The 22,564-nt window shown below is 48.2% G+C and carries 24 protein-coding genes; 5 read left to right on the forward strand and 19 right to left on the reverse strand.

Translation table 11 applies throughout. The features are described 5' to 3' along the window. Positions 1-18 precede the first annotated feature (18 nt). The 4 genes from XMD579_RS09720 to XMD579_RS09735 are packed head-to-tail and all read left to right on the forward strand — an operon-like array spanning position 19 to position 3,489. The gene (locus tag XMD579_RS09720) at positions 19-1,920 is read left to right on the forward strand and encodes a penicillin-binding protein activator (RefSeq protein WP_173506308.1); all 1,902 of its coding nucleotides are present in this window, start codon (positions 19-21) and stop codon (positions 1,918-1,920) included. Between the two features lie 26 nt (positions 1,921-1,946). After that, a complete protein-coding gene (locus XMD579_RS09725) occupies positions 1,947-2,312 on the forward strand; it encodes a YraN family protein (protein ID WP_173484333.1) in 366 nt (121 codons plus the stop codon). Beyond that, on the forward strand, positions 2,290-2,907 hold the full coding sequence (locus XMD579_RS09730) for an SIS domain-containing protein (RefSeq protein WP_254442828.1): 618 nt from the start codon (positions 2,290-2,292) through the stop codon (positions 2,905-2,907). The genes XMD579_RS09725 and XMD579_RS09730 overlap by 23 nt, the downstream gene beginning before the upstream one ends. 6 nt (positions 2,908-2,913) lie before the next feature. Next, positions 2,914-3,489, forward strand: a complete 576-nt coding sequence (locus tag XMD579_RS09735; RefSeq protein WP_173506309.1) for a BON domain-containing protein — start codon at positions 2,914-2,916, stop codon at positions 3,487-3,489. 56 nt (positions 3,490-3,545) lie between these two features. Here XMD579_RS09735 and XMD579_RS09740 read toward each other — a convergent pair whose 3' ends face one another. From XMD579_RS09740 to aceE, 12 genes are all read right to left on the reverse strand, one after another. Next, positions 3,546-3,995: a ClpXP protease specificity-enhancing factor gene (locus XMD579_RS09740; RefSeq protein WP_173483074.1), complete on the reverse strand. Its 450-nt coding sequence runs from the start codon at positions 3,993-3,995 to the stop codon at positions 3,546-3,548. Between the two features lie 3 nt (positions 3,996-3,998). Continuing rightward, positions 3,999-4,631: a stringent starvation protein SspA gene (gene sspA / locus XMD579_RS09745; protein ID WP_173506310.1), complete on the reverse strand. Its 633-nt coding sequence runs from the start codon at positions 4,629-4,631 to the stop codon at positions 3,999-4,001. Positions 4,632-4,724: 93 nt separating this feature from the next. Further along, positions 4,725-5,498 (reverse strand): cytochrome c1, encoded by a 774-nt coding sequence (locus tag XMD579_RS09750; protein WP_173481297.1) that lies wholly within the window; start codon positions 5,496-5,498, stop codon positions 4,725-4,727. Next, positions 5,498-6,754, reverse strand: coding sequence for a cytochrome bc complex cytochrome b subunit (locus tag XMD579_RS09755; protein ID WP_173481298.1), 1,257 nt, complete (start codon positions 6,752-6,754; stop codon positions 5,498-5,500). Before XMD579_RS09755 ends, XMD579_RS09750 begins: the two co-directional genes overlap by 1 nt. Continuing rightward, positions 6,754-7,350, reverse strand: a complete 597-nt coding sequence (petA, locus tag XMD579_RS09760) for a ubiquinol-cytochrome c reductase iron-sulfur subunit (RefSeq protein ID WP_173481299.1) — start codon at positions 7,348-7,350, stop codon at positions 6,754-6,756. The genes XMD579_RS09755 and petA overlap by 1 nt, the downstream gene beginning before the upstream one ends. A 289-nt stretch (positions 7,351-7,639) precedes the next feature. Further along, entirely contained in the window at positions 7,640-8,032 is a 393-nt protein-coding gene (gene rpsI / locus XMD579_RS09765) for a 30S ribosomal protein S9 (protein ID WP_173481300.1), read from the reverse strand. A 13-nt stretch (positions 8,033-8,045) separates the two neighbouring features. Further along, positions 8,046-8,477 (reverse strand): 50S ribosomal protein L13, encoded by a 432-nt coding sequence (gene rplM, locus XMD579_RS09770; RefSeq protein WP_173481301.1) that lies wholly within the window; start codon positions 8,475-8,477, stop codon positions 8,046-8,048. 295 nt (positions 8,478-8,772) lie between these two features. Beyond that, a complete protein-coding gene (zapE, locus tag XMD579_RS09775; protein WP_173495300.1) occupies positions 8,773-9,882 on the reverse strand; it encodes a cell division protein ZapE in 1,110 nt (369 codons plus the stop codon). 70 nt (positions 9,883-9,952) lie between these two features. Further along, the gene (locus XMD579_RS09780; protein WP_173495299.1) at positions 9,953-10,660 is read right to left on the reverse strand and encodes an LrgB family protein; all 708 of its coding nucleotides are present in this window, start codon (positions 10,658-10,660) and stop codon (positions 9,953-9,955) included. Next, positions 10,657-11,007, reverse strand: a complete 351-nt coding sequence (locus XMD579_RS09785; protein ID WP_173484330.1) for a CidA/LrgA family protein — start codon at positions 11,005-11,007, stop codon at positions 10,657-10,659. The genes XMD579_RS09780 and XMD579_RS09785 overlap by 4 nt, the downstream gene beginning before the upstream one ends. A gap of 135 nt (positions 11,008-11,142) precedes the next feature. Further along, a complete protein-coding gene (gene aceF, locus XMD579_RS09790) occupies positions 11,143-13,101 on the reverse strand; it encodes a dihydrolipoyllysine-residue acetyltransferase (protein ID WP_173506311.1) in 1,959 nt (652 codons plus the stop codon). Between the two features lie 39 nt (positions 13,102-13,140). Continuing rightward, complete coding sequence (gene aceE, locus XMD579_RS09795; protein WP_371731528.1) at positions 13,141-15,798, reverse strand: pyruvate dehydrogenase (acetyl-transferring), homodimeric type; 2,658 nt, start codon at positions 15,796-15,798, stop codon at positions 13,141-13,143. A 337-nt stretch (positions 15,799-16,135) separates the two neighbouring features. Between aceE and XMD579_RS09800 the strand changes: the two genes are divergently transcribed. Then, on the forward strand, positions 16,136-17,035 hold the full coding sequence (locus XMD579_RS09800) for an AEC family transporter (protein WP_173483077.1): 900 nt from the start codon (positions 16,136-16,138) through the stop codon (positions 17,033-17,035). Between the two features lie 43 nt (positions 17,036-17,078). Here the strand turns inward: XMD579_RS09800 and XMD579_RS09805 are convergent, their stop codons facing one another. From XMD579_RS09805 to cmk, 7 genes are all read right to left on the reverse strand, one after another. Next, positions 17,079-17,375 (reverse strand): ComEA family DNA-binding protein, encoded by a 297-nt coding sequence (locus tag XMD579_RS09805; protein ID WP_173481307.1) that lies wholly within the window; start codon positions 17,373-17,375, stop codon positions 17,079-17,081. A gap of 208 nt (positions 17,376-17,583) precedes the next feature. Next, entirely contained in the window at positions 17,584-18,312 is a 729-nt protein-coding gene (gene pyrF, locus XMD579_RS09810) for an orotidine-5'-phosphate decarboxylase (protein WP_173481308.1), read from the reverse strand. Between the two features lies 1 nt (position 18,313). Beyond that, a complete protein-coding gene (lapB, locus tag XMD579_RS09815; RefSeq protein ID WP_173481309.1) occupies positions 18,314-19,498 on the reverse strand; it encodes a lipopolysaccharide assembly protein LapB in 1,185 nt (394 codons plus the stop codon). Then, complete coding sequence (locus XMD579_RS09820) at positions 19,495-19,800, reverse strand: LapA family protein (RefSeq protein WP_173488704.1); 306 nt, start codon at positions 19,798-19,800, stop codon at positions 19,495-19,497. The genes lapB and XMD579_RS09820 overlap by 4 nt, the downstream gene beginning before the upstream one ends. 2 nt (positions 19,801-19,802) lie before the next feature. Further along, on the reverse strand, positions 19,803-20,099 hold the full coding sequence (locus XMD579_RS09825; RefSeq protein ID WP_173481311.1) for an integration host factor subunit beta: 297 nt from the start codon (positions 20,097-20,099) through the stop codon (positions 19,803-19,805). Positions 20,100-20,152: 53 nt separating this feature from the next. After that, positions 20,153-21,835 carry a 30S ribosomal protein S1 gene (gene rpsA / locus XMD579_RS09830; RefSeq protein ID WP_173481312.1) on the reverse strand — a complete coding sequence of 561 codons (1,683 nt, stop codon included), beginning with the start codon at positions 21,833-21,835 and terminating at the stop codon, positions 20,153-20,155. Positions 21,836-21,860: 25 nt separating this feature from the next. Beyond that, a complete protein-coding gene (gene cmk / locus XMD579_RS09835) occupies positions 21,861-22,562 on the reverse strand; it encodes a (d)CMP kinase (RefSeq protein WP_173481313.1) in 702 nt (233 codons plus the stop codon). Positions 22,563-22,564 lie beyond the last annotated feature (2 nt).

Genomic DNA, 22,564 nt, shown 5'->3' on the forward strand with positions numbered 1-22,564 from the left:
CAGGGTGTGGACTATAACATGAGCAACGCATTGAAGTTGTTAGGAAGAAGCGCAATATTAGCTTTACTAGTGGCAGGCTGTACTCCGCAACTAGAAAAACCAACCGTCGTCGATAAAACACCGGATTCGCCAAAGCAGGCAAGCACGGCCGCAGACATTTTGCTACAAGCGATCAATGCTCGTGGTGATCAAGCAGCGGTACTTCGCCTCAAAGCCGCTAACCTGCTATTTGATCAGCAACGTTACAAAGAGGCGGCGAACAGTCTGTCAGTCATCAACCTAGCAGGCATCAACAGTAATAACGCCTTCAACGTCGTTCAATTAGAGGCAAAAGCCTACCTTAAGCTGGGTGATAGTGGGTCAGCGCTGAACCGCTTAACGGATCAAAACCTTCCTACACTTAACAGCGAACAGCGTGTTGAGATCGCACTGCTCAAAGCAGACATTTTCGAACAGCAAAACAACCCGCTCAGTGCCGTTTTATCTCTCAGTGAACTTAGCGAGCTCTCGCTCGATCAAAAGCAGAGTATCAACGACCAAATCTGGGCACTGATTAACCAAGTCGATAATGAAACCTTGGTTGCGGCCAACTTCTCAAACTATGGATTTGTTACCCAAGGGTGGATTGAACTCGCACTGCAGCTTGCTCCAATAAACGATTTAACAGCCCAACGTGAAGTCGCCTCACAATGGCGAACACTCTGGGACAAGCACCCAGCAAGTAATACGCCACCCGCAGCTCTCGCGTCTCTTCTCGATGGTGATGTCATCTCTGCCAAACGAATCCTCGTTGCCCTCCCCTTCAGCGGCCCCTTGGCTGAGCCGGCTCGAATCATTTCAGAGGGCGTTATTGCTGCGCTTAAATCACGTGCGCAACGTGGGTTTGAGGCGCCTGAGTTAGTGAGCCTTGATACAGAGGGTGCCAGTGCTGAGAGCATCGTCGCCTATGCAGTTGAGCAGCAAGCCGACCTAGTGATTGGGCCATTGCGCGGTAAATTGATTGATGAACTGGGAAACAACGGCAAGCTTCCAGTCCCTTTTATCACCTTTAACCGAACTGACCGTTTGACTGAGAACCTATTTCAACTCGATTTAGGTTCGGACCAAGAGATCAAACAGGTTGTCACCAGAGCCACTCTAGAAGGACACAAACGCTTTGCACTGATCACCCCAGCCGCGGCATGGGGCGCTCGTTTAGCGGATGATTTCAGACAGAACCTAGAATCTAGAGGCGCAGAAGCCGTTGCCGAATTGAGTTATGAGCTGAATGGCGATCTATCCAGTCAGGTCAGCCAACTGCTCAATACGGATCAAAGTACTGAGCGATACAACGCGATTAAAAAACTATTAGGCGAGTCGCTGGAGTTTGATGAGCGTCCAAGACGCGATATTGATGCCATTCTGCTGGCCGCTCAACCACAGGATGCACGTCAACTGACTCCCATGCTCGCATTCCATTTTGCTGGTGATTACCCCATTTATGCGACTTCCCACCACTTTGAAGGCAACTTCAATGAGACAAGGGACGTCGACCTTAATCGCATCCAATTCCCAGACCAACCCTGGTTACTTCAGCCAACGACAGCTTTGAACCTCTCATTAGCACTCGAGAGACCCGACAGCGCGAGTCGACTTGGACGCCTCTACGCACTGGGTTCAGACGCGGTCAAAGTCTACCCCTTCCTAAGTCAGCTAAAGAGTTCACCAGAGCTAACGGTGCAAGGGGAGACAGGCCGATTAAGCTTAGACCCATCAGGACGATTTAATCGTCAGCTACTCTGGGCACAATTTGATCAAGGTATACCTGTTTTATTGGGCGAACCACAGATACCTGAAACCAAGCCCTTAAAGAGTGACCCTTTGGAGGAGCCTCAGCCAGAGACTATCAACATGCAGACTCAAGAGGTTCAGCTAAACTAAGTTCATAACCACTCAAGGATGAGACTATGAACCGCAAAACCATCGGCAACCAGGGCGAACAGATCGCTGAGCAGTATCTTCGTAAACAGGGTCTAAAATATCTAAACCGAAACGTGAATTACCGTTTTGGGGAGATTGATCTAGTGATGCTGGACTCCGATACCATCGTTTTTGTTGAAGTAAGAGTCCGATCCAATCCCCATTATGGGTCGGGCGCCGAGAGCGTCACGGCCAGCAAACAGCGCAAACTGATTAAAGCCGCACATCTCTGGATCGGCCAAAATAGACGTTATGCAAACCACAACTTTAGATTTGATGTCATTTCTCTCACTACAGGGGGCGAGATAAGCAACTGTCTATGGTATAAAGATGCCTTTAGACCCGATAGCTAGTAGTCATATGGAACTCGAAGAGAGAATCGTCAATCAGTTACACACCGCCTTAGGCATTAGCGCTCAAACCATTGAGCACTACTCGCCGGTGATCGCTGACGCCTCTGAACAGCTGCTAGCCTGTTTAATGTCAGAGCACAAAATCATCTGCGCCGGTAATGGCGCGAGTCAATCGATCGCTAACTACTTCACAACGACGCTTATGCAGCGATTTCGTGAAGAGCGCCCGGGCCTGCCTGCTATCGCTCTTGGGGCTGACTCCGGTGTCACTACCGGTACCGCAGAAGAGTCTGGCTATGTTCAGACCTATGCGCGCCAAATCCAGGCATTGGGTCAACCCGGAGATGTTTTAGTATTAATCTCATCTTCAGGTAATGATCGTAACCTCATTCAAGCAATTCAAGCGGCACACGACCGTGAAATGCAGGTGATCGCGATCACGGGTCGTGACGGCGGAAATATTACCGCACTAATGGAGCCAACAGAGATTGAGATCTGCGTAGCAGCAGAGGATGATCCAGCGATCCACCTGGCACAGATGCTGACCCTTCAATGCCTTCTCGATCTTATTGAATATCAACTTTTTGGAGCTTAACTTGCCATGAAAAAAGTCCTAGCCACTCTTGTGATGACAACGACTCTAGTAACGGGTTGTTCTACCATCGTAAGCTCATCACGTGAGGAGCCAATTCGCGAAGACATTGGAAATCGCACACTGGGTAACATCATCGAAGATGAAGCCATTGAGCTAAAGGTCAGGGTCAACCTAAGTAAAGGATCGGCACCACTGGCTCAATCTCACATCAATGTGAAAAGCTTTAACGGCCAAGTGCTATTAACGGGTCAGGTACCTAATGAGAATGTTCGCCAAGAGGCTGAGCAGATCGTTGGGCAGACACGTGAAGTCAAACGCATCCATAACGAACTTGAAATTGCAGGACCAAGCTCGACGATTGTACGCAGTAACGACATCTACCTAACCAGCCGCGTTAAACTGAAACTCTTAAGTGACAAGTCAATTGAGGGGTTACGCGTTAAGGTTGTCACCGAAAATGGCATTGTCTACTTGATGGGCTTGGTTAGCCAGCGCGAAGCCGATCAAGCCGTAGCGATTGTGCGTGAAGTACCCGGTGTGCAGCGCATTGTTAAAGTATTTGAGTACGTACCACTGCCATAAGCAGCTAACAGGCACAAAAAAGGGAGCTAATTGCTCCCTTTTTATTATCTCATCGCCTATTTAACGACACGCAAGCCAGGCCTTTTGGCAGCATCAGGTTTAGCAGCTGAGGCTTCTGCCGTCACTGCTTCAGTACTCCCTGGCTCTGCATGCGCCTTTTCTAGCACAAGATTAAGTGCTTCGGCACCCGGCTCCATACCAAACCCCATACCGACACCGTTCTCGCGGGCAAAAATAGCGATCAGCGCCGCCATCGGTACATAGACTTGTCGAGGCGTTCCTGAAAAGCGAGCGTTGAAGCTGAGCGCCTCATTGTCCATGTAGAGATCACGTACAGCGCCGGGCGCTATATTGAGTGTGATCTGCCCATCTTTGACAAATTCTTGAGGAACATCGGTGCCTGGTACCAGAGCATCAACAGCAATATGGGGCGTTAGATCCATATCTAAGAGCCACTCATTGAGGGCTCTTAGCAGGTAACCACGCGAGGGGGTTAGTTCAGACACAGATTACTCGCGAATCTCGCGCTCTGCTTCTGATAGTGACTCTTGGAAAGATTCACGATCAAATAGGCGATCCATGTAAGCGATCAGCGGCTTACACTGAGCTTCTGGAAGCTCAATACCCATCGCAGGCAGACGCCATAGAATGGGAGCAATAACACAATCGACCAAGCTAAACTCTTCACTCATGAAGTACGGCTTCTCTTGGAAGATCGGTGAGATTGCCACTAGGCTGTCACGCAGCTCTTTGCGTGCAGCATCGATCTCTTCTTCGCTACCCTTCTTGTTAAAAATGGTATCAGCGTAGCGACACCAGTCGCGTTGAATACGGTAGATGTAGAGACGGCTCTCTGCACGAGCTACAGGGTATACCGGCAACAATGGAGGGTGTGGAAAACGCTCATCCAAATACTCCATCATCACATTCGATTCAAACAGAACCAGTTCGCGATCAAGCAGTGTTGGTAGGCTGTTGTATGGGTTAAGAGCAGCAACATCTTCTGGCAACTCATCATCTTGGCAGTCGACAATATCAACCGCTACACCTTTTTCCGCCAGAACAATGCGAACTCGATGGCTGTAATGATCAGCTCCATCAGAGAAAAAGGTCATTGAAGAACGTTTAGCTACCACGCCCATCTACTACTCCAAAAATTAACAGATATTAGAAACAAAAAATCTACGCACCCCGATGGAATACGTAGATTTTATAATTTAACAGAAATCGAACGTTTAGTGTATGTCTTTCCAGTACTCTTTCTTCAATGCAAACGCGATAAAGAAGAAGAAGAACAAGAAGATCAATACGTTCGTACCGATACGGTGCGAATCTGCTTTAGACGGTTCCGCCATGTAAGCCATGTAGTTAACAAGGTCGTAGATCACCTTATCGAACTCAGCAGGCTCAAGTGAACCAGTGCCATTATCGACCGTTAGACAGCCTGGTTTAGCGACACCTGTTAGTGGATCGATTTCAGACTCTAAACCACGGTGCAGCAGCTCTTCCTGTGAACAACGAAGTGTCACTGTACCTTGAAGATCTTCCAACACATTAGGCATACCCACATCTTTAAAGACGGCGTTGTTAACACCCCATGGGCGCGACTCATCTTTGTAGAAGCTCTTAAGGTAAGTGTATACCCAATCTGGACCACGTAGACGTGTCTCTAGCGTTAGATCTGGTGGAGGATTACCGAAGAATGTCGCCGAATCAGAAGACTTCATAGCGATCGTCATCTGCTCACCGATCTTCTTGTCACCGAAGATGAGGTGCTCCTCAACCAGATTCGCAGGGATGTTTAGATCCGTCGCTGAACGCTCGTAACGCTGGTACTGAGCTGAGTGACAGCCAAGACAACGGTTAACAAACGTCGCCATACCACGCTGCAAAGAGGCTTCGTTGGTACGATCCAGTTCAATATGTTCCAGTGGCATTTTTGCACCACCAGCAGCCAAAGCTACTGATGGAATAAGGGCCACTACTAGAGTAAGTAGAAACTTTTTCATTAGCCTGTCACCCTCTCTGGTACTGGTTTAGTGCTTTCCATGCGTGTGTACCATGGCATTAGGATAAAGAATGCAAAGTACAAAGCAGTACAGATCTGAGCAAGCAGAGTACGCTCTGGCGTTGCTGGAATCGCACCTAAAACACCCAGAATGACAAAACAGATCGCAAATACGAGCAACCAGATTTTAGACAACCAGCCTTTGTAGCGGATCGACTTAACTGGGCTGCGATCTAGCCAAGGCAGTACGAACAGGATCGCAATTGCAGCACCCATTGCAACGACACCCCAGAACTTAGCATCCAAGCCAAACAGTGGGAAAGTAATCGCACGCAGGATTGCATAGAAAGGTGTGAAGTACCAAACCGGTGCAATATGCTCAGGCGTTTTCAGCGGATTCGCAGGCTCAAAGTTTGGCTTCTCTAGGAAGTAACCGCCACCCTCAGGGAAGAAGAATACAACCGTACAGAAAACAAACAGGAAGACGACAACGCCGACAATGTCTTTAACTGTGTAGTAAGGGTGGAAAGGGATACCGTCTAAAGGTACACCATTCTCATCTTTCTTCTCTTTGATCTCTACACCGTCTGGGTTGTTAGAGCCCACTTCGTGTAGTGCGATGATGTGAAGTACTACAAGCGCTAGAATGACGATTGGCAGCGCAATAACGTGAAGCGCGAAGAAGCGGTTCAGAGTGATGCCTGAGATCAAGAAGTCACCACGAATCCACTGCTGCAGATCAGCACCTACGACAGGAATAGCACCGAATAGCGATACAATTACCTGTGCACCCCAGTAAGACATCTGTCCCCAAGGAAGTAGGTAACCCATGAACGCTTCAGCCATCAGCGCTAGGTAGATGGTCATACCAAACAGCCACACAAGCTCACGAGGCTTACGGTAAGAGCCGTACATCATGCCACGGAACATATGTAGATAGACAACTACGAAGAAGGCCGATGCACCGGTAGAGTGCAAGTAGCGCAGCAACCAACCGTATTCAACATCACGCATGATGTATTCAACAGAGGCAAAGGCACCTTCAGCACTTGGGTTGTAGCTCATTGTTAGCCAGATACCCGTTAGGATCTGGTTAACTAGAACCAATAGAGCAAGAGAGCCAAAGAAGTACCAAAAGTTAAAGTTTTTTGGTGCGTAGTATTTTGCTAGGTGATCATCCCAAAGTGCTGTCGCTGGGAAACGATCATCGATCCAGCCCATGAAGCCTGGATTACCCTTATTGCGTGAACCAGCCATTATGCAGTCTCCGTATCGACACCGATAACAAGCGTATTGTCATCAAGGTAAGAGTGAGGAGGAATGACCAGGTTAGTCGGTGCAGGAACACCCGCATAAACACGACCAGACAGGTCAAAACGAGAACCGTGACATGGACAGAAGAAACCGCCCAACCACTCAGGACCCATATCATCTGGAGCCACTTCAGGGCGGTAAGTTGGTGAACAGCCCAAGTGTGTACAGATACCAACCATTACCATGATCTCTGGGCGCAAAGAGCGAGCAGATGTTCCTGGAATGTATTCTGGCTGCTGAGGTTTCTCTGAACTTGGATCAGCCAACTGGCCGTTCAGTTTTTCTAGGTTCGCCAATGCTTCTTCAGTGCGTCGTACAACCCATACAGGCTTACCACGCCACTCAACAATCATCTGCTGACCTGGCTCTAGCTTGCTGATATCCGCCTTAACAGGTGCACCAGCGGCTTTCGCCTTGGCACTAGGATTCCAGGAAGCGACGAAAGGTACGGCTACTCCAATTGCGCCCACTGCACCCGCTGCAGATGTAGCACCAATTAGAAGTCGACGCCGGCCTTTATTTACGCCGTCATTGCTCATCAACTACTCTCCCTTAATTGGTCTAATCGAGGGATCACCTCAAATAGACGGAGCGAAACGAAAGATAAAATCCGTTTAACATGAGATCTCGAACTATCGGATTGAGACCTCTATCTGGCGCGAAATGGTAAAGAAAAGACCCTATTTTTTCAAGGTGACAGGTCAAGGAAAGGCCCGCCAATAGTCGTATTCAGGGGTGTTTAGAGAGACTAAATAATCATAAGGTTATAACGAAAAAAAACCCAAGCGATTGCTTGGGTTTTTTTGTGGCTGTAGAGCCGAAAACGAATTAACGTTTTGAGAACTGTGGTTTCTTACGTGCTTTACGTAGACCCACTTTCTTACGTTCAACTTCACGAGCGTCACGAGTAACGAAACCAGCTTGACGAAGTGTAGGACGTAGAGTCTCATCGTACTCCATAAGAGCGCGAGTGATACCGTGACGGATAGCACCAGCTTGGCCGAAACCGCCACCGCCAGTAACCGTTACGTATACGTCGAATTTCTCAGCAGTTTCAGTCAGTTGAAGTGGCTGCATCACGATCATACGTGCAGTTTCACGACCGAAGTACTGCTCAAGAGTACGGTTGTTGATAGAAACAGAACCAGTGCCTGGACGTAGGAAAACGCGGGCAGTGGAAGTTTTGCGACGGCCAGTGCCGTAGTACTGAGTAGTTGCCATTGTTCGTTTTCCCTTAGATGTTCAATTCTTTAGGCTGCTGAGCAGTGTGCGGATGTTCCGTACCTGCATATACTTTCAGCTTGCTGTACATCGCACGACCTAGAGGGCCTTTTGGCAGCATGCCTTTAACAGCAAGTTCAATCGTACGCTCAGGGAAAGTCTGGATCATCTTATTGAAGTTTGCTTCTTTAAGACCACCCGGGAAACCAGAGTGACGGTAGTACATTTTGTCGTTACGTTTGTTACCAGTAACGTGTACTTTTTCAGCGTTAACAACGACGATGTAATCGCCAGTATCAACGTGCGGAGTGTATTCCGCTTTATGCTTACCGCGTAGGCGGCGAGCGATTTCAGTTGCTAGACGACCAAGGGTTTTACCTTCTGCGTCAACAACGTACCAGTCGCGTTTTACTTCGGCTGGCTTAGCGCTAACAGTGTATGACATTGTATTTTCCTACTATAAGTCTCGAATCAAAATCGAGGATAGATCCCGACTTACCTTATAATTATTCGTTGTGTGGTAATCACAACCTTCCATTCCGCAATTACGCGGAGCGCGGATTATACAGGAATTTCCGTATATAAAACCAGTGCAAATTGAAATTATTTTTAGGTGGTTGGAAGCGTTACTTTACGCTCTGGAAAACCGCCGATAGAGTCGTGTCAGGCTGAAGCCAGACACGGACAGGTTGTAGATAGCACATTCGGTGACTGGCTTCAGCCTGTCACCCGCTTTCAACTTACGCTCTATGCTCTCTCGCCAGGTACTCATGCGACTGCATCTCAAGCAGTCGAGATTTGGTTCGTTCGATCTCAAACTCCAATCGACCCTCTGTGTAGATCTCATGAATGGGCTTTTCGGCTGAGATAATCAACTTCACACCGCTGTCATAAAACTCATCGACTAGGTTGATAAAGCGACGCGCTGCATCATCATTGGTACGCCCAAGCTGTGGAACATTACTTAGCAGTACAGCATGGTAGAGTTTCGCCAACTCAATGTAGTCGTTTTGTGAGCGCGCCCCTTCACACAGCGCACTGAAGTCAAACCAGATCACATCCTCACAAGCTTTACGAGCCGTTAACATGCGGTTGTTGATCTCAATCGACAGGTTCTCTTCTAACTCTTCAAGATCCGGTGCCAAACCATTAAAGCTCCTCTCAAGCGACTCATCAGCACCGGCATCCAGCGGCCAGTGGTAGAGTTCAGCTTGCTCAAGTGTTCTTAAACGGTAATCGATACCACTGTCGACATTCACGACCTCGGTGTACTGATTGAGCAGCGCAATGGCTGGCATAAAGCGCGCACGTTGTAGACCATTCTCATAGAGACCATCAGGCACGATATTGGAGGTCGCAACAAGAGAGACACCACGGGCAAAAAGCTCTTCAAGCAAGCTACCCAGGATCATCGCGTCGGTGATATCAGAGACGAAAAACTCATCAAAACAGATAATCCGCGTCTCTCTCGAGTACTTCTCAGCGATGGTAACCAAAGGGTTTTTAGTGCCATCTAAAGCTTTCAGCTCAGCATGGACTCGCTGCATGAAACGGTGAAAGTGCGTGCGCATCTTTCTCTCGAAGGGCAGCGTGTCATAGAAGGTGTCCATCAAGTAGGTCTTACCACGACCCACACCACCCCAGAAATAGAGACCTTTAATCGGCTCCACCTTCTCTTTCACCACTTTTTGCTTAAGACGACCCAGAAGTCCTGGAGCCGGCGCATTCTCAGCTTCAATTAGCTGATCATGAAGTCGCTGCAAGTGTTCAACGGCCATCTCTTGAGTGGCGTCGTATGAAAAGTCGTCGCGCTGCAAATCCTTTTTGTAGCGCTCTAGTGGAGTACTCATTGGCAATAATGACCTATTAATCCTTCAATCTCGGCGCGAACTTTACTGCTGTTGCCTCTCTATTTCAAATTCAGCCGATAACAATTGGTAGTAGGAAGGCCGTTAAGAGACCGGTCAACCCCATCGCCAAGCCAGCAAAAGCACCGGCTACCGCACCCACCTCCAACGCTACGGCCGTTCCAAACCCATGGGAGGTCAAACCCAATACGAAGCCTCGAACAGACTGATCCTCAACACGCATACGTTTAAGAATGATCGGCACCAAAATACTACCCATCACCCCGGTCACTAATACCAAAGCAGCGGCCAAGGAGGGTAACCCTCCAATCTTCTCCGCAATACCCAAAGCGATAGGCGAGGTAACTGACTTCGGTGCTACTGACATCATGGTTTCAAATCGAGCATCAAATAGCCAAGTCACACCAACTGCAGAGAGTGATGCCACCAGTGCACCCACGGCACTGGAGACTAATATCGGCAACCAGAGCCTACGAATCTCATCAAAATATTGGAACATCGGTACTGCCAGCGCCACCGTCGCAGGCCCGAGTAGGAAGTGAATAAACTGAGCCCCAGAGAAATAGGTCTCATAAGGTGTTCCGGTCACCAACAACATAAGAATCAGGACAACCATGCTGATCAAGACAGGATGTAAGATGGGCGAACGATCTGCACGTTGATAGAGCAAATTCGCCAAGGTAAACACAGCCAAGGTCAACACAATCCATATCAGAGGTCGGGCAGCAAAGTAGACCCAAAAGTCGGTTCCTATAATCACTTCTCACCCCCTACCCGCTTCATTAACCACTGAAACAGAGCCGCCGTCACAATTGTCGCCAGAATGGTCGATATCAATAGAGCCAATATAATGATCCACCACTCGCTGGCCAGTAGATCAAAGTGCAGCACCAATCCCACACCTGCAGGTATGAACAGAAGCGCTAAATTCGATAGCAATCCATCGCTGGTGATTTTAAGTGAATCTGGAATACGGCCGAGCCCTAACAGACCAAACAACAGCAGAACCAAACCGATGACAGGACCCGGTAGCGGCAACCCAAATACAACAACCAGCGACTCACCCAACAGCTGAAATGCCAGCAGTATTAAAAACCCTTGAATCATAATGCACCTCCAAATTTAAAGCGTATCACGATCGCTAATTCCGAATAACAAAATACATTTTACTTTGTAAAAAACAGAGAGTTTGAAACAAAAAAACCCTGCAGTGCAGGGCTTTTATAAGTGAGTTCTCTTAACTTACAAAACCAAACGACGAATATCGCTTAGCAATCCGTTAAGATCTGTTAGGAATCGACCCGCATCGCCGCCGTTGATCGCACGGTGGTCATACGACAGGCAGAGTGGCAGCATCAAGCGAGGCTCAAACTCCTTACCATTCCAACGCGGCTTGATATCCGCTTTAGAGACACCCAGGATAGCTACTTCAGGCGCATTCACGATAGGGGTGAAACCTGTACCGCCGATACCACCAAGACTAGAGATTGTGAAACACGCTCCCTGCATCTCATTTGGCTTGAGCTTACGCTCCTTCGCTTTACCCGCCAGCTCAATCGCTTCATTAGAGAGCTCGTAGATACTCTTCTTGTCTGCATCCTTGATAACAGGAACCATCAGACCGTTAGGGGTATCAACCGCAATACCAATGTTTACAAACTTCTTGTAGACAATGTGCTCACCATCCGCATCCAGAGAAGCGTTAAACTTCTGATGACGCGTTAGTGCAATCGCAGCCGCTTTGATCAAGAAAGGAAGTGGTGTCAGTTTCACACCCTGCTTAGCCGCTTCATCCTTCATCTCCTTACGGAAGGCTTCAAGTTCGGTAATGTCAGCATCATCAAACTGAGTCACATGAGGGATGTTCAACCAGCAGCGAGACATATTGTCACGGGTGATCTTATCGATCTTGCTTAGCTTAACTTTCTCGATCTCACCAAACTTACTGTGATCTACCGCAGGAATTGCAGGTATACCACTTCCACCAGTCACCGCGGTAGCAGGAGCTGAATCCAACTTCTGTAGCGCACCTTTAACGTAGGCTTGAACATCCTGCTTAACAATACGACCCTTGCGGCCAGAACCCGTTACTTTGGAGAGATCCACACCATACTCACGCGCAATGGCGCGAACGGCAGGACCAGCATGAACTGAGCGATTACGCTTCTCTAGATCCACTAAATCCGTTGTTGATGCAACTGGAGCTGGTTTCTCAGGTGCTGCTGACTGCGCTGGAGCAGGCGCTGAAGCCGCTGGTGCAGGTGCAGGTGCAGAAACAGGAGCTGCTGCAGGAGCAGTGCCTACCACCTCAAGCTCTAATAGAAGATCACCTTCGTTAACTTTATCGCCTTCGCTGATCTTCATCGATTTAATGACACCAGCCGCTGGTGACGGAACTTCCATTGAAGCTTTGTCGGTCTCAAGCGTAATCAGGCTATCGCCTTCAGCGACACTATCACCCTCTTTGACCAACACCTCGATCACATCGACATCCGATGCACCACTTAGATCTGGGATTAATACAGACTCAACGCCGCCTGTCGGTGCCGCTGCAACAGGCGCTGACACTTCAGCAGGTGCCGCAGCAGGTGAAGCTTCAACAGGTGCTGATACTGGCGCAGCTGCACCGGCTACTTCAAGCTCGATCAGTAGATCGCCTTCATTGACCTTGTCACCCTCGGCAATCGTTAGCGCTTTAACGACACCCGATGCTGGAGAGGGAACTTCCATAGAAGCCTTGTCTGTCTCTAGAGTGATTAGGCTATCACCTTCAGACACCGCATCACCGACAGCGACCAACACCTCGATTACATCCACATCAGATGCACCGCTCAGGTCTGGAATTAGAACCTGTTCGATAGTCGACGCAGCCGCCACTGGAGCAGCCGACTCTACAGGCGCAGAGACTGGCTCAATCGATTCTGGCTCAGCAACGGCTGCTTCAGCCGGTGCAGACTCAGAAGAGGCAATCTCAATTTCCATTAACAGATCGCCCTCATTGACTGTGTCGCCTTCTGAAATTGCCATCGACACAATCTTACCTGCTTGCGGTGAAGGCACTTCCATAGAGGCTTTATCGGTCTCTAGTGTAATCAGGCTATCGCCCTCAGCGACCACATCCCCAGCAGCCACAAGTACTTCAATCACATCAACGTCAGTTGCGCCGCTGAGATCTGGAATGTTTACAGTAATAGTACTCACAGTTATCTCCTTACGAATTCTTCAAAGTTCTCAATCGACTTAAACCGTCCAAGGTGCTGGTTTATCCGGGTTGATGTTGAACTTCTGAATCGCGCTAGCGACAACTGAAGCTTCGATTTTGCCCTCTTCCTGAAGTGCTTTAAGCGCTGCTACAGCGACGTAGTAACGGTTAACTTCGAAGAAGCTACGCAGTTTGCTGCGTGTATCTGAACGACCGAAACCATCAGTACCCAGTACTTTGTAGCGACGTGGAATGTACTCACGCAGCTGATCAGCATACATACGCATGTAATCTGTAGAAGCGATAACAGGACCCTCGTGACCTTTCAAAGATTGCTCTAGGAAGGACTCACGTGGTTGCTCTTCTGGGTGAAGCATGTTCCAGCGATTCACTTCCATCGCATCGCGAGTCAGTTCGTTGATCGATGTTGTGCTCCAGACATCGGCCTCAACACCAAACTCCTCACGAAGGATGGTGGCACCTTCGCGCACTTCACGAAGGATTGAACCACAACCGAACAGCTGAACACGAAGATCAGCTTTCTTACCCTCTTCAAGCAGGTAGATACCCTTAACAATACCCTCTTCAGCTCCGACAGGCATCTCAGGATGCTGGTAGTTCTCATTAAGGGTAGTGATGTAGTAGAACTTATTCTCTTGCTCTTGATACAAACGACGCATGCCGTCTTGCACAATCACCGCAACTTCATAGCCGTAAGTTGGGTCGTAAGAGATACAGTTTGGAATCATCTGCGCCATCAGGTGTGAATGACCGTCCTGGTGTTGCAAACCTTCACCATTTAACGTCGTACGACCTGAGGTTGCACCAATCAAGAAACCGCGCGCTTGTGAGTCACCCGCCGCCCAAGTTAGATCCATAACACGTTGGAAACCGAACATTGAGTAGAAGATGTAGAACGGAATCAGCGTACAGTTACTATTCGAGTAAGCTGTTGCACAAGCCAGCCATGCAGAGAATGCACCCGACTCGTTGATACCCTCTTCAAGGATCTGACCTGACTTGCTCTCTTTGTAGAACATGATCTGGTCATGGTCATGCGGTACGTACTTCTGACCTTCAGAGGTGTAGATGCCCAACTGACGGAACATACCTTCCATACCAAAGGTACGTGCTTCATCAGGGACGATCGGCACGACTCGCTCACCAAGATTCTTATCTTTAACGATAGAACTTAGCACACGGTTAAATGCCATCTGTGTTGATAGCGAACGTTCGCCACTCGATTTAAGCTGACCTGCGAAGGTATCCAGAGCAGGCACTTCAAGCTGTTCAAACTCAGTACGACGAATTGGGTAGAAACCACCAAGTTTCTTACGCGCACCCAACATGTACTTCATCTCAGGTGAATCTGGACTTGGGCGGTAGTATGGCAGCTCTTTTAGCTGATCATCTTCAACTGGAATATTAAAGCGATCACGGAAATCTTTAAGATCATCCAGTGCCACTTTCTTCATCGAGTGAGTATCGTTTTTCGCTTCACCCGATTTACCAGTACCGTAACCTTTTACAGTTTGAGCCAAGATAACCGTTGGCTGACCTTTGTGCTCAACCGCAGCCTTGTAGGCAGCGTACACTTTGTATGGGTCATGACCGCCACGGTTAAGGTTCATGATATCGTCATCAGACATATCCTTAACCAGCTCAAGAAGCTCAGGGTATTTACCAAAGAAGTGCTCGCGTGTGTAAGCACCGCCGTTCGCCTTCATGTTCTGAAGTTCGCCGTCGACCACTTCGTCCATACGCTTCTGCAGTAGACCCGTCTTATCGCGTTCAAACAGCGGATCCCAGTGACGACCCCATAGACACTTGATGACGTTCCAACCCGCACCGCGGAAGACACTCTCTAGCTCTTGAACGATCTTACCGTTACCACGAACCGGACCATCCAAACGCTGCAAGTTACAGTTAACAACGAAGATAAGGTTCTCTAACTGCTCGCGACCAGCCAGTGAGATAGCACCCAAGGATTCTGGTTCATCACACTCACCATCACCTAGGAATGCCCAAACTTTACGATCACCACGTTTAACCAAATCACGTGCAGACATGTAACGCATCACGTGTGCCTGGTAAATGGCTTGGATTGGACCTAGACCCATAGAGACGGTTGGGAACTGCCAGAAATCAGGCATCAACCAAGGGTGTGGGTAAGACGATAGACCATTACCATCAACTTCACGACGGAAGTTGTCTAACTGCTCTTCAGTCAGACGGCCTTCAAGGTAAGCACGTGCATAGATGCCTGGTGAGATGTGGCCTTGGAAGAAGACCATATCAGCATCTTGCTCGCCTTCGTTACCACGGAAGAAGTGGTTAAAACCGATATCATAAAGTGTTGCTGAAGATGAAAATGAAGAGATGTGACCGCCAAGTCCCTCATCGTTGTCATTCGCTCGCATCACCATCGCCATCGCGTTCCAGCGGATGAAGGAACGGATGCGGCGCTCCATAAATAGATCACCAGGAAGAGGCGCTTCGTTCTGTGGCGCTATAGTGTTTTTATAGGGTGTGCTCAACTCTGAACAGTTTTCAACACCTAACTCAGCCGCTTTGGCACCCAATTTTCTAAGAAGGTAAGACGCTCGATCGCTGCCTTCATGTTGCGCAACTGACTCTAATGCCTGAAGCCACTCATCCGTTTCAATTGGGTCGATATCTTCAATGATTTCGTTCACAGTACTCTCCCTTTTGCGCCATTTCCGTTGACGCTTGGACCTTGTAAAAAAGGTACCTGGTTGATCGTTTGAAGCGCAGTCAATCTGCGTCTAGCTTTGATTTATGTAAAAACACTACACAGGCACTCGACTTTAGTCCAGAGATATTTCAGATTTTAGCGACAAGTGTAGCACTATTACGACAACACCCTCTTTTTGCTACGGATAATTGAAAGTTTTTACGCATATGCGAAATAAATAACCAATTTAATTCAATAGTAACGTTTTGTTATATGAAAAATTGAGTCTATTTGGAGTATCCTTTGCCATACTTATTTTTTTGATGTCAGGACTCTCAATGACAACCAGCGCCGATCTTTTATTACTGCTTGAGCGGGTCTTCTCAACCGTATTTCCAATCATAGCCATAGTCACTGCTGGCTACCTTTACGCAAGAAAGGCAAATCCCGACTTACAAGTCGCAAACCGCATCAACATGGATATCTTTTTGCCGGCGCTTATATTCAGTGTTATGGCTGGAAAGAGTTTTGATCTGTACGCACACTTAGATCTAGCGTTAGGGTCGATCGTCATGGTGCTAGGTGCAGGAATAGTGATGAAACCGGTTGCGAAGCTTCTGGGCATCTCTTCTAAAACCTTTGTTCCGCCAATGATGTTCAACAACTGTGGCAACCTAGGTCTGCCTCTAGCACTTCTGGCTTTTGGGGATGCCGGCCTTGCCGCTTTTGTGGTGATGTTCTTAGTGAGCAACCTGTTGCACTTCAGTCTGGGCATTCATATTGTTGATGAGAACGCCAAACTCACAGGGCTTTTTAAGAATCCGATTATCTTATCAACCTTTGCTGGATTAGCTTGGGCGCTATTCAAATTGCCATTGCCTACATGGCTGGCTACACCCATCGATATGTTGGGCCAGATATCGATTCCATTGATGCTGTTTGCATTAGGGGTAAGGATGATCAGTGTCGATCTAAGCCAGTGGAAGATCGGTGTCTATGGAGCCATCTTTTCACCATTAAGCAGCCTAGTATTCGCGATACCCTTTGCTTGGATTATGGGTCTCTCTAAAGAGTTCACCGCCTACATTGTGTTATTTAGCGTACTGCCACCGGCGGTTCTGAACTATATGTTTGCTGAGCGCTACAATCAGCAACCTGAGACGGTTGCTTCTATTGTACTGATCGGAAATTTAGCCAGCCTGGCATTCATTCCTCTCACACTCTTCTTCGTACTTTAATCAGGTTTAGGAGGCCCCTCTGGAGCCTCCTAAGCACTATTCGTTATTCACTCATAGGTTTAGCCGGTTCAAGAAGAATGTATTCCACATTTTTCTCAACGGTGGCGACACCTATTCCACGAACTGCTGTGAGCGCTTCAACAGAGTTAAACGGACCATTCGCATCACGGTAAGCAACAATCGCTTCAGCTTTAGATTGGCCAATCCCATCCAAAGCATCCGCCAGCTCAACGGCATCTGCTGAATTAATGTTAACCGGATAACCTGCCATCGCAGTCGATGAAAACAGTGTAAAGAAGAGTGGTGCTAGAACTCGTGTAGAGAGAGATTTGATGTTCATAGTGAACCTCCATGTCTTATTTGAAATGAGAGCAATCCTTACTCTCACTATTCACACTAGACCATGGATCAAAAAACACCAAAAAATATTTATATTTTTTCGCAGTAAGGTGTCTGGCTTCAGCCTGACACCACTTTAACAGCGGTTATCCAGTAATGCGTGTCATTTGAAAGTGGTGTCAGGCTAAAGGCCAGACACCTCAAAATGTTTACCTTGAACCTAAAGCCAAATCTACTTCTGACTGCACCGCAATGGCCGCGGCTTTAGGATCTTCTGCACCGGTTATTGGACGCCCAACCACCAAATAGGTGCTACCTGCAGCGATTGCTTCAGCAGGTGTCATGATGCGACGCTGATCACCGACTACAGAACCCGCTGGGCGAATACCCGGAGTCACAAGCTGGAACTGATCGGAGGCTTGAGCTCTGATTGCAGCCGCCTCTTGTGCTGAACAGACCACGCCATCAAGTCCTGAACTCTCTGTCAATGTGGCTAAGCGCTTAACCTGATCAATGGGATCGATATCCAAACCCATCTCGGCCAGATCGCTGCGCTCCATACTCGTTAGCACGGTCACCGCAATCAAGGAGGTACGTTGCGGCCCCTGGCTACGCTTCTCAACCTCTTCACGAGCCGCTTCCATCATTCGACGGCCGCCACTGGCATGGACATTAACCATCCAGACCCCCAGCTCGGCTGCAACACCACAGGCTTTTGCAACGGTATTGGGGATGTCATGAAACTTAAGATCCAAGAAGACTTCAAAACCGAGAGCGTGCAGACGTTCAACCACATCAGGCCCACAACGAGTAAATAGCTCCTTACCCACTTTGACACGAGAGACCTCAGGATCTAACTGCTTAGCCATCGCAATGGCGCTATCAGCTTCTGGATAATCTAGGGCAACAATAACGCGTTTGTTATCTTCAATGGACACTCTATTCACCTTCTAAACCTTGGATTGGGCGGATACTACCCCATCGCTTACAACTTGGACACTGCCAAACTAAACTGCGTGCTGCATAACCACAATGACCACAGCGGTAGACCGGTTTTGACATCTCGAGCTGCTGCGTCAACGACCGCAAATTCAACAGACTCTCTCGTGCACTGGATGAGCCATGCTCAATATGCATATCAATTAGGCGGTTAAAACCTTTTACTGATGGGCGACTCTTCAACGCCTCAGTGATAAATAGGCCCGCAGCAAAAACCCCTTCCCTATCTCTTTTCAACTCAGCCAAGGCAAGCATCACGCTGGTTGAGGGGTACTGCTTCATTAAGTCATTTAGATACTGGCTCAAACCAAGCTCATCACCTAAAGCGTCAAAACATCGCCTGAGTGGATTGAGTGTTTCTGGTATAAACAGTGGGTCTTGATCGGCAATGCTTTGCAAGGCTCTAATCGCCGAACGCCATTGCGACTTCAACATGAATACTCGAGCTGAGATGAGATTGGCTCGAACACACTTTGCATCGGTAGACAACGCAAACTCTAACTCTTTAAGTGCAGGGTCTAATTCACCATTAGAGATGTGATTTTGGGCAAGCTCACAGTGATAGTGTGAGAGCTCATTAACAAGCTCTATACGGTTTTTCTTTGGCAAAATATCAGCACTTTGCAGCGCCCGATGCCACTCACCCTCTTGCTCATAGAGACGGATTAGCAGAACGATGGCGCGATATCTTAATTCTGGATAGTCGGTCTGTTTGGCTAGAGGTGCAGCAGCGTCTTCTGCACGATCTAGCAAGCCTAGAGCAAAAAAGTCTCGTGCTAAGGCCAATTTCACACGCTGACGATCATAAACTGAGAGATCTTTACGCTTTAACATGCGCTCATGAATTTGAACGGCACGATCGATATCGCCTTTACGCCTCAGCAGCTTGGCCAACGCAATGTGTGCCGGCAAATTGTCAGAGTTAACCTCAAGGGCATGAATGAACGATTCGATCGCCTCTTCCGTTCGGTTATCAATGAGGTGATCAAGACCTGACAGATAGGCTGGTGGTAGTGCTTGATTGCGACGATCTTTTCTTTTCAGGCGTCGATTACCCAGGTACCAACCTATGGCAACGGCAATCAGTAGAAAGAGAAAAATTAGGTAGGGGGAGTTGGCACTCATTCTGCGCCTCGTTGAACCTCACGATTCAACGTCTCAATCTGTTGCTCAGCATTACGCAACTTACGAGCCGAATTGAGCAATTTAGCACGCAGTGTCAGCACTCGTGCACTGGTCAATAGAATACCGACTAACAGGCCGACAACCATTGAGATGATCAACCAGATCGATAGGCTTGCTTCGGGTAGCTTCACCCAGACCAAATCAATGATGACCGGTGTTGTATTATGAATGGTGAGAACAATGCCCGTTAAAAGAACCAACAGAGCAATCGCTGACGTGATAAGAAGTTTAATCGCTCTCAAACTTAATACTCATCTTTCAAGCTTGCATTCACTTGCTCGCGCAGCTCTTTGCCAGGCTTAAAGTGTGGTACATGCTTGGCCGGCAGAGAAACGGATTCACCCGTTTTTGGGTTGCGACCGACGCGGGGGGCACGATAGTGAAGTGAGAAGCTTCCGAATCCGCGAATCTCAATACGCTCGCCATCGGCTAAGGTATCAGCCATTTGAGTTAACATGATTTTCACTGCCAACTCGACATCTTTCACAGAGAGTTCCGGATGTTTGTCTATTAGGCGTTCGATCAGCTCAGACTTAGTCATACCCACTTCCTATCGATACTGAAAACAGGGTAATAAGCTCACCCTGTTTTCTATCACTCTTTCTTACCCATCTGCTCTTTGATGAGATCACCAATCGTCGTTGCGCCTACATCCATATCTTTTGGAGCAGACTGAACCGCTTTAAGTGCTTCTTGCTGCTCTTTGGCTTCAATCGCTTTAACTGACAAGAAGATAGAACGATTACGACGATCAACATTGATCACAATCGCTTCAACACTATCACCCACAGAGAGCTCTGCAGATAGATCTTCAGTTCGTTCACGGGCAAACTCAGCCACTTTCAAAATAGCGTTTAGACCTTCAGCCACTTCAATTTCAGCTTGACGAGCATCCACTGCTACAACCGTACCGGTAACTTTAGAGCCCTTACCGTTCGCTTCAGCAAAGCTGCTAAATGGATCAGAGGCAAGTGCTTTAATGCTCAGAGAGATACGTTCACGCTCTGCATCCACTTGCTGGATAACCGCTTCAACCGTATCGCCTTTATTGAAACGTTTAACGGCCTCTTCGCCAGACTCATCCCAAGAGATGTCAGACAGGTGAACTAGACCGTCTACACCACCATCTAAGCCGATGAAGATACCGAAGTCAGTGATTGAGCGGACAGTACCAGAAACTTTGTCACCCTTGTTCGTTGACGATGCAAAGGCATTCCAAGGATTTTCGCGGCACTGTTTAATACCTAGAGAGATACGGCGGCGCTGTTGGTCGATATCGAGAATCTGAACTTCAACCTCATCGCCAACCTGAACAACTTTAGATGGGTGGATATTGCGGTTAGTCCAATCCATCTCTGAGACGTGAACTAGACCCTCCACGCCCTCACCGATCTGTGCAAAACAGCCATAGTCAGCAAGCTTAGTCACCTTAGCAGTAACGCGCTGACCCACAGCATAGTTTTCGATAGCCGTAGTCCAAGGATCTGCAGCCAACTGCTTCATACCTAGGGATACGCGCTTACGCTCTTGATCGTAGCGAAGAACCTTAACGTCGATCTCATCACCAACATTAAGCATTTCACTTGGGTGTTTGATACGTTTCCAAGAGATATCGGTAATGTGAAGAAGACCATCGATACCGCCAAGGTCAATGAACGCGCCGTAATCAGTAAGGTTCTTAACAATACCTTTAAGCGTTGCGCCCTCTTCCATCTGCTCAAGCAGCTTCTCGCGCTCTTCGCTGTTGGCCTCTTCTAGAATCGCACGGCGTGACACAACAATGTTGTTGCTCTTCTCATCGAGTTTAACAATTTTAAGCTCTAGATCTTGATCATCAAGATGGCTGGTATCGCGCAGTGGGCGAGTATCTACCAAAGAACCCGGTAGGAAGGCGTTGATGCCGTTAACCATAACCGTTAGGCCGCCACGGACACGACCACTGATGCGACCAGTAACCGTCTCGCCAGCTTCATACGCTTTTGCAAGAACAGCCCATGCTTCTGCACGCTTGGCACGTTCACGCGAAAGTTTGGTTTCACCGAAGCCATCTTCTAGGGATTCAAGCGCCACTTGCACTTCATCACCAACAGCGACTTCAAGCTCACCTGCACCGTTTTTAAACTGATCGATGGGAATAACCCCATCTGACTTAAGACCCGCTGTTACAACAACAAAGTCATTTTCAATACCTACTACGGTTCCAGTAATGATGGAACCTGGTGTCATATTGACCTGTTCAAGACTCTCTTCAAACAGATCTGCAAAGCTTTCGCTCATGGTCTAAGCCTCAGTTTACGGAGTGCTAACGCAACCCTTTGTGGCGTGCTTGTTCTAGCACAGTTTTCATAACTTCATCGATAGACATAGATGTACTATCGAGAATCACGGCATCATCGGCTGGGCGAAGTGGCGCAACCGAACGGTTCATGTCACGATCATCTCGCGCACGAATATCTTCTAATATAGTTTCAAGGCTAGCACTCAGCCCCTTATCTATCAACTGCTTATAACGACGATCCGCGCGAACCTCTGCGGAGGCATCCAAGTAGATCTTCAACGGTGCCTGAGGAAATACAACGGTTCCCATATCACGTCCATCGGCCACCAAGCCGGGGGATTGAGCAAAATCGCGTTGACGTTTCAACAGTGCAGAGCGCACTTCAGTAATAGCGGCCACTTTAGAGGCATCGTTACCTATCTGCTCCGCACGAATAGCATGAGTGACCTCTTCACCTTCAAGTAAAATAGTCACCTCATCGCCCTGTTCAGAGGCAACAAAGCGCACATCGAGATGCTCAGCCAACACCTGCAGTGCCTCTACATCACTAAGATCAACACCATGATGGTTCGCAGCCAAAGCCGTCAGGCGATACAAAGCCCCGCTATCCAACAAGCTCCAACCAAGCTCCTGCGACAGCAATCGACAGATCGTACCTTTACCTGAACCACTTGGCCCATCAACGGTAATGATAGGGCATGAATTTTCATTATTGAGTGGATCCATCC

This window comes from Marinobacterium sp. xm-d-579 (assembly GCF_013282935.1).
Classification (GTDB): domain Bacteria; phylum Pseudomonadota; class Gammaproteobacteria; order Pseudomonadales; family Balneatricaceae; genus Marinobacterium_E.

Coding starts and splice junctions, on each gene's coding strand:
- XMD579_RS09720 (WP_173506308.1), top strand. CDS start 19: ATGAGCAACGCATTGAAGTTGTTAGGAAGAAGCGCAATATTAGCTTTA.
- XMD579_RS09725 (WP_173484333.1), top strand. CDS start 1,947: ATGAACCGCAAAACCATCGGCAACCAGGGCGAACAGATCGCTGAGCAG.
- XMD579_RS09730 (WP_254442828.1), top strand. CDS start 2,290: ATGCCTTTAGACCCGATAGCTAGTAGTCATATGGAACTCGAAGAGAGA.
- XMD579_RS09735 (WP_173506309.1), top strand. CDS start 2,914: ATGAAAAAAGTCCTAGCCACTCTTGTGATGACAACGACTCTAGTAACG.
- sspA (WP_173506310.1), bottom strand. CDS start 4,631: ATGGGCGTGGTAGCTAAACGTTCTTCAATGACCTTTTTCTCTGATGGA.
- XMD579_RS09750 (WP_173481297.1), bottom strand. CDS start 5,498: ATGAAAAAGTTTCTACTTACTCTAGTAGTGGCCCTTATTCCATCAGTA.
- XMD579_RS09755 (WP_173481298.1), bottom strand. CDS start 6,754: ATGGCTGGTTCACGCAATAAGGGTAATCCAGGCTTCATGGGCTGGATC.
- petA (WP_173481299.1), bottom strand. CDS start 7,350: ATGAGCAATGACGGCGTAAATAAAGGCCGGCGTCGACTTCTAATTGGT.
- rpsI (WP_173481300.1), bottom strand. CDS start 8,032: ATGGCAACTACTCAGTACTACGGCACTGGCCGTCGCAAAACTTCCACT.
- rplM (WP_173481301.1), bottom strand. CDS start 8,477: ATGTCATACACTGTTAGCGCTAAGCCAGCCGAAGTAAAACGCGACTGG.
- zapE (WP_173495300.1), bottom strand. CDS start 9,882: ATGAGTACTCCACTAGAGCGCTACAAAAAGGATTTGCAGCGCGACGAC.
- XMD579_RS09785 (WP_173484330.1), bottom strand. CDS start 11,007: ATGATTCAAGGGTTTTTAATACTGCTGGCATTTCAGCTGTTGGGTGAG.
- XMD579_RS09800 (WP_173483077.1), top strand. CDS start 16,136: ATGACAACCAGCGCCGATCTTTTATTACTGCTTGAGCGGGTCTTCTCA.
- XMD579_RS09805 (WP_173481307.1), bottom strand. CDS start 17,375: ATGAACATCAAATCTCTCTCTACACGAGTTCTAGCACCACTCTTCTTT.
- lapB (WP_173481309.1), bottom strand. CDS start 19,498: ATGAGTGCCAACTCCCCCTACCTAATTTTTCTCTTTCTACTGATTGCC.
- XMD579_RS09825 (WP_173481311.1), bottom strand. CDS start 20,099: ATGACTAAGTCTGAGCTGATCGAACGCCTAATAGACAAACATCCGGAA.
- rpsA (WP_173481312.1), bottom strand. CDS start 21,835: ATGAGCGAAAGCTTTGCAGATCTGTTTGAAGAGAGTCTTGAACAGGTC.
- cmk (WP_173481313.1), bottom strand. CDS start 22,562: ATGGATCCACTCAATAATGAAAATTCATGCCCTATCATTACCGTTGAT.